This is a genomic window from Paraburkholderia sp. J11-2 (assembly GCF_905220185.1).
Lineage (GTDB): Bacteria > Pseudomonadota > Gammaproteobacteria > Burkholderiales > Burkholderiaceae > Paraburkholderia.
In genome coordinates this window covers 1-15423 of sequence record NZ_CAJMYY010000007.1, presented here as the reverse complement: position 1 = coordinate 15423, position 15423 = coordinate 1, and the positions used below count along the sequence as shown (strand labels likewise).

The following is a 15423-nucleotide window of genomic DNA, read 5'->3' as shown; positions in this document are numbered from 1 at the left end:
GGCGATGAGATCCACCACACTCAAGGCAAACCTGTTAGGTATGCTTAAGGTATCGATTGCGGCTTGCCTGCTGCTGGGCGCAAGCGAGATGGCATTTGCCCAGGCGACCGTCAATCTGACTGCGAAAGCCACCACTGCCGTGATGCCTGACGGACAGAGCGTGCCGATGTGGGGCTACGCGTGCTCGACGGCGGCCGTTGCGCCCGCCGCGTGTGCGGCCGCGAACCCCGGGGCGGGTACGAACTGGTCCCCCGTGGTGATCACGGTGCCGCCCGGGCAACTCACGATCAATCTCACCAACAGCCTGCCGGGCTCCGTGCCGACGTCGCTCGTGATCGTCGGGCAACTGGGCGGCGGTCTGGGCACGACGGCGACAAGCATGCCGAGCCCGACGCACCCCACCCAGACCGCGACCACGTGGCCGACCGCTGCGCCCGCGCCCGGCGGTGCGTCGTTTACGCCGCCGACACAAGTGGCCCGCGTGCAGTCGTTCTCGACCGAAGTGGCGCACGGCAGCACCACGGCGCTCTCATGGAACAACCTGAACCCCGGCACGTACCTGATCGAGTCGGGCACGCATCCGTCGATCCAGGGGCCGATGGGGCTGTATGGCGTGCTGGTGGTGAGAACGGCGGCAAACGGCACGACTCCGGCGCAAGCGTATCCGGGCGTCAGCTACGACACCGACGTGCCGCTCGTGCTGGGCGAAATCGATCCAGTGCAGAACACGGCGGTCGCCGCGGCGGTCGCGACCCCGGGCTTTAGCGAAACCATGGCCTGGTCCGCTCAGCCAGGCGGCTGTGGCGATTCGAAGTCGACCGCGTTTGGCACCTGCTATCCGCCCACGGTGAACTACGACCCGCGTTATTACCTCATCAACGGTGTCTCGTTCGACCGCACCAATCCGGGCGCTTCGACGTTCGCCGCGACGAGCGCCGCGACGACCGGGCCGATCATGCTTCGCTTTGTCAATGCGGGTCTGCGCATGCACGTGCCTGCCGTGGTGGGCGCGCAAACCGGCGCCTCACCGGTTTCCGGCTTCGCGTTGATCGCGGAGGACGGCAACCTGCTGCCCGGCAATCCGCGGGTCCAGTCGGAAGTGTTCATGTCTGCCGGCAAGACTTACGATGCGCTGGTGAACATGCCGGCGGCGAGCACGTCCGCGTTGCCGGTGTTCGACCGCGAGCTGAGTCTGTCGACCAACAATGCGCGCGATGGCGGCATGCAGGGCTACATCAGCATCAACAACTCGAGTGCGGCTTCCGCTGCCGCCGTGGCGAACGCGACGGTCACCGGTTCCACCTATTTCTTCGTGCCCGGCAAGACGCTCACCGTGTCCGATCCGGCGAGAGGCGTGGCGGCGAAGGACGCCAATGTCTACGGCGTGCAGGTGAAGACTCCGCCCACCGGCGGCGCGCTCACGCTGAACCCCGACGGCACGTTCGTGTACACGCCGAATCCAGGCACGACGGCCGACAGCTTCCAGTATCAGGCGAACGGTAACCCGAACGCCGCCGCCACCGTGACGCTCACGGCGTGCACGTCCGGCAACGGCTGTCTGTCCGGGCCGCCCACGGCCGGCAACGCCGCTTATACGAGCAACATCGCCTCGCGCCTGCAGATCGCCGAACCCGGCGTGCTCACGTACGCGAGCGATCCGAATGGACTACAGCTCACCGCGACGCTCGTCGGCACGCCGACCGGCGGCTCCGTTACGCTGAATCCGGACGGCTCGTTCACGGCTAGCCCGGCAACGGCGCCAATGGGCAGCACGGCGTCCGCCAGCGTGACGTTCCGGTACCAGGCGGTGAATGCGCAGAACACGGCGAGCAACACGGCGACCGTGACCGTGACGTTCAAGGGCGGCAGCGGACTCGTCGTCAACGTGCTGGATGCGCCCAGCACGCAACCGGGCAAAACGCCGGTGAAGATCAGCGACTACCGCTGGATCATCGAGGAAGACAGAACGTTCCAGATCGATCCGGCCTGCCAGGTGAATTCGTCCACGCGTCCGGCGACTTGCCCGCCGCTGCCGGTGCCGAGTCTTGGCGCGAACTTCCATACGAGCTACATGCCTGTGGTGGCGGCGGGCTGTGTCGGCGTCGCCGCATGCGAAGCGGGCCAGACGGTCTACGATCCCGCGAGCCAGACCCATAAACCAGCCGTGTGCGATATCGGCAACGGCGTGTGCCGGACAACGGCGGCGCAGCAGGTGCCGGTGGATCCGTCTCAAGTGGCGCTCGATCCGAAGAAGCGCTATTACATCTCGATCTTGCCGGGCAACGCCTACAACTCGTTCACGAACGGCGGCGGTGCGCCGCAGCCGGTCGATCCGTCCAACCCCACAGGTGCGCAGCGGCAGTTCGATATCTCCAAGGACTGTCCGACCGTTGCGAACTTCGCGCCGGGCACGGGCAAGTGCGGCAACGGCATGGGCGGCGCACCGATCTCGGCCGGCCAGACCTCGGTCAATGTGTTGCTGGAGGAAGCGCCATTCCCGACGGCGAAGGTTTCCGTGTTCGTGTTCGAGGACGATGCACCGCTGAACGGCGAAGTGGACGTGAGCGGCGGCACCGACACCTTCGGCTCGGCCCGCGAGCCGGGACTCGGCGGCTTCGAAATCAAGCTGTGGGACGACGCCGGCGGCAGCGGCAGCCCGACCGGACAGATGACCTACGACATGTTCAACATGCCGCTGTCCAATTCGCTGGCAGGCACGATCGATCCGGTCACCCAGCTCAACGCGTGCCCGATTTCGACGAACCCGGACGGCCTTGTCGGCATGATCCCGACCTGCCCGAAATACGAGTCGGACGGCAAGACGATATCGCCGCTCGTCGGCCAGGCCATCATCGCCAATCTGATGCCGGGCCGGTATGGCATTATCGCCACGCCCGCGGCCGACCGCATCTCACGAGGCGAGGAGTGGCTGCAGACGAACACGCTGGACGGGCAAAAGGCGCACGACTCGTTCATCAAGGTCGGCGGCCCGGCGTACTTCCAGGAGTTCGGGCCGGCGGGCTTCCATGTCTCGATCGGCTTTGCGAACCCGAAGATCGTCAACGCGCGGCTGCCTTTGCTGTGCGCCACCTCGACCTGCAACAACGGGCTCAAGGGCCGCGTGACGAACCTGCACTACAGCCGTCCGCCTGACGAGCACCTGTACGGCAGCCAGTCGCGCAAGCCGTTGAGCTTCACGCAGTGCTACGTGAGCGTGGGCGATCCGGACGGCGAAGACTACGCGTTCACCAAGTGCAACGCGGACGGCACATTCAGCTTCTCGGGCCTGCCGGCCGGCATTACCCGCATCACGGTGTTCGACCAGTGGAACGACCAGATCGTCGACGGGCTCGCCTCGGCCGTGACGCTCGGAGGCGGCGCGGTGACGGACGCCGGCGATCTCGCGGTGCTGCAGTGGCAGACGAATCTCTATACGCGCACGTTCCTCGACACGAACGGCAACGGCATAGGAGATCCGAGCAAGCCAGGGCTCGCGCTGCTGTCGACCAACATCCGCTTCCGCGACGGCAGCTATTCGGATTTCAACAACACGGACATGAACGGCTATGCGTCGTTCAACGAAGAGTTCCCGTTGTTCAACTGGTACGTCGTCGATACCGACCAGACCCGCTTCAAGCAGACTGGCGTGCACGTTGTCTATGACGCGGGCGGTCCACCCGACGGCACGCCGGGCGGCGGCAAGTCGACCATCGCCGCGAACTACGCGAACACGCTGGAATCGATCCATCTGCCAACGAACCTGCGGGTGCCGGGCGCGGTGTACTGCAACGACGCGGACTGCAACGACCGCTCGGGCTCGAGTCCTTCGACTGGCCGTGTCGATCCGCCGTGGGTGACCACCATGGGCTGGCAGGGCTTCTCGGGCCAGAGCTCGTTCATCGAGTTCGGCAAGGCGCAGTTCGCGCCGAACGAGAATGGCGGCATCCACGGCGAAGTCATCTACGCTTCGACGCGCCCGTTCGACGATCCCACGTTGCTGATTCACACGAAGTGGACGCCCGACGTGCCGAACGTCACGGTGAACCTGTACCAGGAAGGCGTCGCGGCCGACGGCTCCACGAGCCTGAAACTCGTCGACTCGACGAAGACCGCGAGCTGGGACGACTGGGCCCAGGGTTTCCGTTCGGACGGCATTCCGAACATGAACTGCCCGGGCCAGAGCACGAGCGATCCATTCTTCTTCACGCTGCAGAACACGAAGATGTGGCTCGACCCGCAGCAGCGCGCGCTGCCGAATAATTCGCAGTTCAAGTGCTATGACGGCATGCACGTGTTCAACCAGGTGCAGCCGGCGCCGTACGACGGCATGTACCAGTTCCCGAGCGTGACGAGCCGCAACCCGCAAACCGGCTTGCCGACCGGCACGAACTGCACGATCTGCCAGGCGAATCCCACGAAGGACGGCACGCAGATGCTGCCCCCCGGCAAGTACGTGGTCGAGATCATCGTGCCGCCGGGCTACGAACTCGTGAAGGAGGAGGACAAGAACATCCTGATCGGCGATAACTACATCGCACCGGTCACGCAGCAGTTCGGCGGCATCGGCGACATTTTCATCCTGCCCGACCAGGCCGCGATGAACTCCACGTACAACCAGAACAACGCGCAGAACCCGACCACGAATCTCGGCTCCACGCCGCACGGCGAAGGCGATACCGGGTCGGTCGAACGCTTCTGGCCGTGTGTGGGCGAGCTGCGCATCGTTCCTGACTACATCAGCCTGTTCCCGGGCTCGCAGGAAGTCTCGCCGTTCGCGGGGGCTTCGAGGAATCTGTGCGACCGCAAGGAGGTGGAACTCACCGACCAGAGTTCGGTGCTGGCGAAGTTCTGGATCTTCAGCTCGACGCACGTTGCCGCGCACTACACGGGCTTCATGCTGGACGACTTCTCGTCGGAGTTCGATCCGTACTCGCCGCAGTTCGGCGAAAAGTTCGCAGTGCCGAACGTGCCGGTGTCGTTCAAGGACTTCGCGGGCAACGAAATCTCGCGCACCTATTCGGACCAGTGGGGCATCTTCAACGGGCTGACCTACTCGACCTGGGAAGTCAATCCGCCGAACCCGACGGGCTACGCGCCGACGATGATGGTCGCCTGCATGAACGACCCGTACATGCCCGATCCGGCGCACTCGGGCCAGACCATCAAGGACCCGCTCTACAACCCGGCATACAGCCAGTTCTGCTACGAGATTCCGTTCATGCCCGGACAAACGCAGTACATGGATACACCGGTGGTGCCCGTTGCGGCGTTCGCGGACGGGTATAACCAGGTCGACTGCGCCTATCCGGACGGCACGCCGGGCATTGCGAGCGTGACCGGCGACGCGATTTCCGGCAACACGTCCGCGGGCAGCAACGGCGGCGCGGGCCCGTGGGTCAGCGCACCCTTGAAGACGCTGACGATCACGTCGGTCGGCCAGCAGCAGGTGCCGAACCATGCCTACACCGGCCCGAGCGCAACCAACGCGCCGTTCAACCAGAAGTTCATCACGCGCAACTACGGCTTCGGCGCGCAGCGGGGCGCCGTGACGATCGGGGGCTTACCGGCTCTCGTGACATCGTGGAGCGACGCGAAGATCACGGTGGTCGTGCCGCCGCTGATCGGCGCCGGCGGGGCCTGCACGATCCAGCAGCGCGGGGTGGCAACGCCTACCCAGTGCGGCGAGCTCGTCGTGACCTCGGCCAGCGGCAAGCGCTCGATCGACGCGGTCACCGTGACGGTCGGCGGCAAGGCGCCTACCTACGTGGGCGGCGAGAACACCGCGGGCAACGCGATCCAGGCCGCGATCGACCACGCCACTTCGGGCGACATGATCGTCGTCGGCCCGGGCACCTACAAGGAGATGCTGCTCATGTGGAAGCCGGTGCGGCTGCAGGGCGTGGGTGCCACGTCCGTCACGATCGACGCGAATCCGCATCCGTCGGGCAAGCTCGACCCGTGGCGCAGGCAAGTAGGATGCCTGTTCGGCGACGCACTGAACGGGGCCCTGATCTCGGCGGGCAATCCGTACGATCCGACCGGCACGTACAGTTGCCTCGCCTCGATGCAGCGCAAGATCGACGGCATCCCGTTCGAGCCGACTGCCGGCTGGGATTTCAACCTCAACGGCAACCTTGCGGAGACGCTGATCGAGCCGACGCTGATGGGCGCGTACGAAGGCGCGGCCATTACCGTGCTCGGCAAGGGCGTGAAGGACGTGCTCGTGGGCGGTGTGCTGACACAGGACCAGAATTGCGTCGCGAACGGTATCTGCACGCCGCTGACCAACAGCGCCGCGGACTGCAATACCTATCAGAGCAACTTCCTGTGCAACCCGTCGCGCATCGACGGCATGTCGTTCACGAACAGCTCGCAAGGCGGCGGCGGTATCTACCTGCACGGCTGGAATCACTACACGGAGGTGTCGAACAATCGCGTCTTCTCGAACGCGGGAACGCTCACGGGCGGCATTATCGTCGGCCAGGTCGAAGTGCCCGACGGCACGATCGCGGGGGACAACGTGACCCAGCTCCCGTTCCTGTACAACGCCCACGTCAACGTGCATAACAACCAGGTCACGTCGAACGCTTCGTACGGCGACGAGATCAATTCGACCACGCCGTCTTCGGCCGGCGGGGTGTCGTTCTGCTCGGGTGCCGACTATTACAGGTTCAACTACAACTGGGTTTGCGGCAACATCAGCAGCGGCGATGGCGGTGGAGTCGCGCACTTCGGTTTCAGCTACAACGGCGACCTGTCGCACAACTGGATCCTGTTCAATCAGAGCAACAACCCGACGTTGCCGACGTACGGCGGCGGGCTGATCGTTCAGGGTGTGCCGCCGGATGGCACCTTCTGCGAGAACGCGACCGAGGACGTCGACTGCGCGCCGCAGCTCTCGGACGGCGCAGGCCCGGGCATCACGATCGACGGCAACCTGATCATCGGCAATACGGCGGAAAGCGGCAAGGGCGGCGGCCTGCGGCTGCAGAACGTCAACGGCACCGATGTGCAACGCAGTCCGAACAACAGCGCAAGCTGGTACCGCGTGAACGTGACGAACAACATCATCGCGAACAACGTGGCGGGCTGGGCAGGCGGTGGCGTGTCGCTGCAGGATGCGGTGGCCGTGAGCTTCATCAACAACACGGTCATCTCCAACGACACGACCGCCACGGCCGGCGTGCTGTTCAACACCGCCGCTGCGACCCAGGCCAATGTCGGGCCGCCGAACTGCACGACCTCCGGTTCGGAAACGACCTGCCAGCCGACCACGACGTCGCAGTACGAGCCGGCCGGGCTCGAGACCGCGCGCCATACGCAGAATCTGGTGGCGGCATTCACCAACCTGGGCGTGACGTGTCCAGCCGGCCACCCGAGCTGCACGACGTTCTCGAACCCGGTGCTCACGAATGACCTGTTCTGGCAGAACCGCACGTTCTACATCACAGTGGGAGGACTCGATCCGGGCATTGCCGGGCTGCAGAACGTCGTCACGCTGGTCCCGACGCTGAATCAGGCCGGGCAGGCCACGGGCTACTGCGATCCGAAGGCGGTCTACTGGGACATCGGCGCGTTCGGCGACACCGGGGCCGCCAACCACGGCTCGGGCCTGACGATGAACCCGCGCTACTCGATCCTGACCGACGCCGGCGACTATCCGAACGCGAACAACAGCGGATCGAATCCGACCGTCGTGCATCAGTACTGCAACGGTTCGCGTGTGCCGCCGGAGGCGGGCGGCATCGGCATCACGGTGCCACCGGGCATTGCGGACACGGTGCTGCCGAATCCGTTGTTCAGCCTGCTGCCGTCGGCAACGCCGGACGAGGGCAACAACTGGATCAACATGGCGTACGGTCCGCTGTCGCTGTTCAACGAGGCGAGCACGGGCACGCAACTGAACGTGCTGCTCGGGAACTACACGATCCCGGGCACCTCGCCGGCGCTCAACCATGCCACGGCGGCGGGCGCACCGAATCGCGACATCTTCGGCACGCCGCGGCCGCAGCTGGGGGCCTACGACATCGGCGCAGTGGAGTTCGTGCGGCCCGGCACGCTTGCCTCGCAGCCGTACCCGCTTGCGCTGGGGGTCAACAACCCGGTGACGCTGCTCGGCTTGCTGCAGGGGATCTTGCCGGCCGCCACGACGACTGCGCCTGCCACGCCCGCACCGGCGGCACCGGCGGGTGCGAAGACGCTGGGAGCGTTGCCGTGAGCGGGCGCAGCCTCCGGCCGCCGCGGGCAGTGCTGATTGCCGGCGCTGTGTGCCTCGCCGCGGCCTGGCTGCAGCCGGCCGCGGGCGAGGAAAGCGCGAACGCGGCGCACAAGCCAGCGGGAGCGGCGGCGAAGCAGTCGCCGTACTCGCCGGCGAGCCTGCCGCAGCGCGCGAAGGGGTACTACGAGCTGGCACAGGGTATCGACCACCTGAGCGTGCGCCGCACGGCGTCGGGCAACCTGATCCGCTTCAGCTATCGCGTGACGGACCCGGTGGCGGCGCGGCCGCTCGGCGAAAAGACCGCGACGGCGTTGATGTTCGGGCGAACGAGCCATGCGCTGCTCGAAATCCCGGTGATGGACAAGGTCGGCGCGCTGCGCCAGAGCGGTCCGCTGGAAACCGGTCAGGAGTACTGGATGGTGTTTTCGAACAAGGGTGGAGTGATCAAGGCCGGAGAGCGTGTCGACGTTTTCGTGGGGTCGTTTCACGTCGACGGGCTGATAGTCCAATGATTGCGCAACCGCTTTGCGTGCGCAGATAAAGAGGAGATGACTCATGAACCGCTTTCTTTCGCTGGCAATCCAGACCGCGTCGGTGGCGACCCTTCTGGCGAGCGCTCCCGCCGCGCTTGCGGGGTCTTCTGCAGCAAGCGCGCAGACGGCGGGAGCGGCGCATATGGGCGCGGCGCAGATCGTCGAGCGCAACGCCGCGGCACGCGGCGGCCTGCAGGCATGGCACGCGGTCAACACGATGACGATGTCTGGGCAGCTCGAGGCGGGCGGCACGAAGAACACCAGGCTGCCATTCACGATGACGCTCAAGCGCCCGCGCAAGAGCCGCATCGAGGTCCGCTTCAACGACCAGACGGCATTCCAGGTCTACGACGGCGCACAGGGCTGGAAGGTCAGACCGTTCCTCGGCCGCAACGAAGTGGAGCCGTACTCGCCCGCGGAGGCCAAAGCGGCCGCATCGTGGGCCGAGCTGGACGGTCCGCTCATGGACTCTGCGGCAACGGGCACGAGAGTCGACGTGCAAGGCATGGAAATGGTCGAAGGCCACCGCGCGTATGTGTTGAAGCTGACGATGAAAGACAACACGTCGCGCCGCGTATGGGTCGATGCGTCCAGCTTTCTCGAACTGAAGATGGACGGGGACGCGCGCAAGCTCGACGGCAAGATGCACAACGTCGCCATCTTCTATCGCGACTACCGCAAGGAGGGCGGTCTCGTCATGCCGCATACGCTCGAGACGGTAGTCATCGGTGCGAGAGGCTCGCACAAGCTGATCGTCGATAAGGTCACGCTGAACGCCCCGGCGGACGACACGCTTTTTGCCAAGCCGCAGCTCACGGTGGCGAAAGTGACGCACCCGGCGCCGGGCGTCGGCGCCAACCCGGTTCTGAGCCCGAGCCCGAGCCCGCACGCGGCGGCGAGCCCTGGCGCCAGTCCCAATGCAAGCGCGAACGCCGGCGCTCACCCGAGCCCACGCCAGAGCGCAAGCCACTAGCCAGCGAGCGCCTCGATGAGGTTCACGGCCATGAAACCAGTCGCAGTATGGGTGCTCGCCGGCAGCGTCGCGGCGGTCGTGTTCGCGGGCGAGCAACTACCCGCGCGGGACCTGAGCGTCGATCAGATTGTCGAGAAGAACGTCGAAGCGCGTGGCGGTCTCGACGCCTGGCGCAAAGTCCAGACCATGATCTGGTCCGGCCACGTAAATAGCGCCAATGCGCCTGCACCGGATCTGCCATTCGTCCTCGCCATGAAGCGCCCGAACAAGACACGCTTCGAGGTCACGGTGTACAACCAGAAGTCGGTGCGCGTATTCGACGGCAAACAAGGGTGGAAACTGGGCCCGAACGGCATGGGCAGCGCCACGCCGCGTCCGTACTCGATGGATGAGGCGACGTCCGCACGCGACGAGCAGGTGATCGACGGGTTCTTGATCGACCATCAAGCGAAGGGTGTCGCGGTCACGCTCGAGGGCACCGATCAGGTGGGCGGCCGCGATACGTATCGTCTCGCCGCGAAGCTGCCTTCCGGCGTGACCCGCCACGTGTGGATCGACGCGCAAACCTTTCTCGACGTACGGGTCGACCACCAGGTGCGCACGCCGCTCGGGCAAACGGTCGTGGTGCTGGTGGATTACAGCGACTTCAGGAGCGTCGAGGGGTTGCAAATACCGCTGGAGATCGAAAGCGGCGCAGCGGCGTCCGACAACAAGGACAAGCTGACGATCGACAAGGTGTCGGTCAATCCGGCGCTCGACGATGGCCTCTTCACGCGACCCGCGCCGCCGCAGATGCATCGCAAATCGGTTTCAATCGACGTCGATGCCTCACCGGCGCTGCCTGGCGCCGGACAGCCGTTGCCCTGACCATGAAGCGCGCGGCAAGCAGGCCACGAGGCCGGGCATGGACACCTTCGCTGGCGTGGCGAGGGTTGGCTCCCTGCGCACGGCTCGTCACGCTGCTCGTCACGCTGCTCGCCGCGCTGATCGTGCCGGTGGGCGAAGCGCGCTGCGCACCGGCGGCGCAGTCGATCACAACGGGCAGCGCAGGTGAGGCCCTCTACCAGCAGGGCATCCTCAGTTCGGGCGAACCGCTCGAGGCGATGCACGAGGGGGGCGTGCACCTGCAAGGCGCAGCCGCGGCCTGCGTGAACTGCCATCGCCGCAGCGGCCTGGGCGCGCGGGAGGGCAACAGCAGCATCCCGCCGATCACGTGGCGCTACCTCGTCGAGCCGCGTGCGCAAAACCCGGAAGACACCGACTTGCCGTATGTTCCCGGCATGCGCGCCGAGCGCGAACCATACACCGATGCGACGATCGCGCGAGCCATTCGCGAAGGGATCGACTCGGAAGGCAAGCCGCTGAGCAGCCTGATGCCGCAATACGCGCTGAACGACGCCGATATGCAGGCGCTGATCGGCTATCTGAAACACCTCGATCGGCACAGGCCAACGGGCGTAACGGATACCGTGTTGCACTTCGCGACGATCGTCACGCCCGATGCCGATCCGGTCAAGCGCGCGGGCATGCTCGATGTGCTCACGCACTACTTCGCCGACAAGAACGTCTTTCCACTCGGTGCGGTGCCGCCGCTGCGTTCGTCGCGCAAGATGATGTTCATGGTGAATCGCCGGTGGGAGCTGCACGTCTGGGAGCTTAAAGGTCCGCCGGACACCTGGCGCGGCCAGCTTACGCAGTTTCTCGCCCGGCAGCCCGTGTTCGCCGTGGTGTCGGGTATCGGAGGCAAGAACTGGGCGCCGATTCACGACTTTTGCGAGCAGGAGGCGGTGCCGTGCCTCTTTCCCAACGTGGAAGTGCCGGTCGAAACCGATCACGATTTCTACTCCGTGTACTTCTCCAAAGGCGTGCTGCTCGAATCGGGCCTGATCGCGGCGCGCATTGTCGATGAAGCCGGCGCGCGGCAGGCGCAGGGAACGAAAGACGCGAAAGCGCTGCACGTCTGGCAGGTCTATCGTGCCGGCGACAACGGCGAGCGCGGCGCGCAAGCGCTCGCCACTGCGCTGAAGGCTCACGGCATGGCGGTGTCGGACCGCGCGCTTGCCCCCGGCGAGAGCGTGGCGCACGCCATGCAAGGCATACCGCGCGCAGACGTGCTCGTGCTGTGGCTGCGTCCACCGGACGTCGCGGCGCTTGCGCGCATCCCCCCGGCGACACATACCGTGTTCATGTCGGGCCTCATGGGCGGGCTCGACGGCACCCCCTTGCCGGCGAGCTGGCGCGGCGTCACGCGCCTCGCGTACCCGTTCGATTTGCCGGAAGGGCGGCGCGTGCGCGTCGACTATGCGTTCGGCTGGTTCTCGATCAGACAGATTCCGATGGTGGCTCCCCAGGTGCAGGCAGACACGTATCTTGCCTGCGGTCTGCTCGCTGAGACGCTGAGCCATATGGTCGATGCGTTCGTGAGGGACTACCTGGTGGAGCGCATTCAGGACATGCTCGAACGCCGCATCCTGACGGGTTACTATCCGCGCCTGACGCTGGCGCCGGGGCAGACATTCGCGTCCAAAGGCGGCTATATCGTCCGCTTTGCCGGGCCGGATCACATCAATCTCGTGGCCGACGGGGACTGGATCGTGCCGTGAGGTCAATTGCGTGTGACAGGAACGTGTCACGCGCCTTCAAGCTCATGTATTGATTAATTAACATACCGAAGGAATTTTTCGCGCGCAGCTTCGTTTCGAAGAGGCCGCGGCGCTCAATGCTGTGCGCCAAACGATGAACGGGCAATTGACACACCGCGACATCTAGCGCAACGCCTACCGGAAGAGGAGGGCATTAACCCATGCCGATCCGGATTGCGCGTTTGCACAATGAAGTTATCGCGTGAGGTACGAGAGGTTCATCGTGAACGCAGCCATGGCAAGAACACGTGTCAGCCATGCAGCATTTCACAACTTGCTGCGCGGCGGCTGGATAGTCGCCTTAACCATGCTGGCATTGCTGCAGGCAAGCACCGCATACGCGTTGCCGATCTTCGCGCGCCAAACCGGGCAAAGTTGCGTGGCCTGCCACGCCGGAGGGCAATTTCCTGAGCTCACGCCTTATGGGCGAATGTTCAAGCTCACCGGCTACACGCTTGGCGAGCGCACGATCCCGATCGCCGCCATGGCAGTCGGCGATCTGAGCCAGACGAGGGTCAACAACGACGCGAGCGGCAATATCATCAACCCGAAGAACGGCCTGCCCATATTCGACTTTGCGAGCATTTTCCTCGCCGGCAAGATCACCGACAAGATCGGCGCGTTCGCGCAGTTCACCTATACGAACTATGACCATCAGAATGGCGTGACGAACAAATGGGAAGGCCACTGGGGGTCCGACAATACCGACATCCGGTTCGTGGACCGGATCATCGGAGAGGCGAACGATCTCATCCTCGGCGTGACGGTGCACAACAATCCGACCGTGCAGGACGTCTGGAACTCCGCGCCGGCATGGGGCTATCCGTACATCGCCTCGACGATCAGTCCGGTTGCCTCGATCCCGAGTTTGCCGGTCATTGAGGGCAGCCTTGCGTCGCAGGTGGCAGGCGTTGGCGGCTATCTGTACTGGAACAAAACGGTCTATGCCGAACTGACCGCGTACAGCACGGCCGACGGCATCTGGTCGTTCATGAGTCACGGCAGTGCAGAAGGAAACTCGGCTCACCCGCAAACGTATCTGCGCGGCTACAACCCGTACGCGCGCATTGCGTTGACGAAAGACTGGGGGCCCCATAGCGCAATGGTCGGCGCGTTCCTGTTGAACGTGAACATCTATCCGAACGACTCGAACCAGTTCCCGATCTTCACACAGGGCGTAACGCGCTTTCGCGACTACGGCATGGACGCGCAGTACGAGTACCTGCTCGAGCCGCACACGATCACCGCACAGGCCCGCTATGTGCGTGAGAACATCCACGATCCGAACAATTTCGTCCTCGGCGACAGCACGTCGGGAAACCTCGATTCGCTGAGACTCAAGGCATCGTACGTCTACCAGGCCAAGTACGGTGTCAGTCTTTCGTTCTTCAATACGACAGGCAGTCCCGACAGCGTAGCCTACGCGGGTAGCGCGAACTTTCACACGAACACCCAGGGCTGGATGCCTGAAATATTCTGGATACCGAATCAACGTATCAGGATAGGCTTGCAATATACGCATTACACCAAGTTTCTCGGCGCCACGTCCAATTACGACGGCGCCGGGCGCAACGCGAGAGACAACGACACGCTATTCATCTATCTGTGGGCCGCTTCGTGGTGATGCTCCACGCGCTGTTGCCTGTGCGTCGAAGTGGCTGCGCTTTGACGCGCAGCGCACGAAGTACAGATACAGAGACTGCAGCAAGGAGGTTGGCAACATGGAAAAAATGGCGCAATTCGTTTCCATCGCAATGCTGCTGGCCGGGTCGGCCTGCCAGGACCTGGAGCATTCGCGGCAGGTCGACAACCCGCAGGTTCCGGGGAAAACGATCGCCTTGCAGGTGTGCTCGAACTGTCACGGTGTGAACGGCGTTTCCGTGTCGCCTAGCTTTCCGAAGCTCGCCGGGCAACAAAAGGAATACCTGGTCGATCAACTGACGGACTTCAAGACTCACTCGCGAGCCGATCCGAACGCGCAGCGTTTTATGTGGGGCTTCACGCATTTGACCGACACACAGATCGACGAGCTTGCCACCTATTTTTCGAGTCAATCCGTGGTTCTCGGCGATGCGGGCAAACTCGATCTCATCAACGAAGGCAAGGCGATCTATCATTCGGGCCTGCCTGACAAGGGCGTCGCGGCGTGCGTTGCGTGCCACGGGCAGCATGGCGAAGGCATGAATCAGTTTCCCCGGCTCGCGGGCCAGCACGCGGACTACGTCATGAAGCAACTGGAGGTGTTCCAGCAAACCGACACCCGGCCTCGCGGTGCAGCCATGAAGGCGGTGTGCGCCAACATGTCGGACCGGGACATGCGTGCGGTGGCGGCGTTCGTTGAGGTGTTTCCGCCAGAAGAGGCGGTATCCGCCAGCCCGCCAGGCAATCAATGAGGCGGCAGCGTTGCACGTGGCGCCGCTTGCGCTCAACGGCTTTGGTGCCCGCCTCCTCATCGGGCATCTTTCATGGTGCGCCGTCCCCCCCGGAGCGGGCACCCTTTTTATGCCCGGCGGCAGGCGCTGCGCCATGCTGTCTGCTTCGTTATTGAATGGTGAATGCCATGAAATCAGGCTCATCTTCAGCTGATGCCGCGGTGCCACTTCCAGCGGCACTGCATCGATCCAGGCCCGCGCGCAGCGCGAGTCAAACGAGCGTGCTGGACGACGAGCGTCCCTTCATGAGGCGTCTCGACGCCCCTGACTGGCTGTTTGCCCTCGCCATGATTGCGGGCGCGGCCTTTGCCCTGTCGCGCTACCACGCGCACATGAACGACTACGACAAGCTGGTGCTCTGCGGCACCACGCCGGCGCTCGTCGTGCTGGGCTGGCGCTGGAAGCCGGCGCGCCTGTTGATCGCCGGGATCGCGGCGCTGTCGTTGTTCGCAATCCAGCTGTATCAGGGTGATCTGTCGCGCGCCGACAGCACGTTTTTCCTGAAGTATTTCCTGTCCAGCCAGTCGGCCATCCTGTGGATGAGCGCGCTGTTCGTGCTCGCCACGCTGTTCTACTGGATCGGCCTGCTCTCGCGTTCGCCCTCGGGCGGCTCGATCGGCTCGAC

Annotated in this window: 7 protein-coding genes and 1 pseudogene; all 8 read left to right on the top strand. The window is 64.5% G+C overall.

Annotation, left to right across the window (positions count from 1 at the left end; genetic code table 11):
• The first annotated feature begins 4 nt into the window (after positions 1-4).
• Entirely contained in the window at positions 5-8218 is an 8214-nt protein-coding gene (locus U5A57_RS11455; protein ID WP_321910894.1) for an Ig-like domain-containing protein, read from the top strand.
• Positions 8215-8730, top strand: coding sequence for a hypothetical protein (locus U5A57_RS11450; protein ID WP_321910893.1), 516 nt, complete (start codon positions 8215-8217; stop codon positions 8728-8730). Before U5A57_RS11455 ends, U5A57_RS11450 begins: the two co-directional genes overlap by 4 nt.
• 43 nt (positions 8731-8773) lie before the next feature.
• Positions 8774-9724 (top strand): outer membrane lipoprotein-sorting protein, encoded by a 951-nt coding sequence (locus U5A57_RS11445; protein WP_415774606.1) that lies wholly within the window; start codon positions 8774-8776, stop codon positions 9722-9724.
• A 30-nt stretch (positions 9725-9754) separates the two neighbouring features.
• Positions 9755-10591, top strand: coding sequence for a hypothetical protein (locus U5A57_RS11440; RefSeq protein WP_321910892.1), 837 nt, complete (start codon positions 9755-9757; stop codon positions 10589-10591).
• 2 nt (positions 10592-10593) lie between these two features.
• Positions 10594-12327, top strand: coding sequence for a c-type cytochrome (locus U5A57_RS11435; protein WP_415774605.1), 1734 nt, complete (start codon positions 10594-10596; stop codon positions 12325-12327).
• A 469-nt stretch (positions 12328-12796) separates the two neighbouring features.
• Entirely contained in the window at positions 12797-13990 is a 1194-nt protein-coding gene (locus tag U5A57_RS11430; RefSeq protein WP_321910891.1) for a cytochrome C, read from the top strand.
• A gap of 97 nt (positions 13991-14087) precedes the next feature.
• Positions 14088-14759: a c-type cytochrome gene (locus U5A57_RS11425; RefSeq protein WP_321910888.1), complete on the top strand. Its 672-nt coding sequence runs from the start codon at positions 14088-14090 to the stop codon at positions 14757-14759.
• Between the two features lie 167 nt (positions 14760-14926).
• A pseudogene (locus U5A57_RS11420) lies at positions 14927-15423 on the top strand (c-type cytochrome biogenesis protein CcsB); the annotation flags it as partial.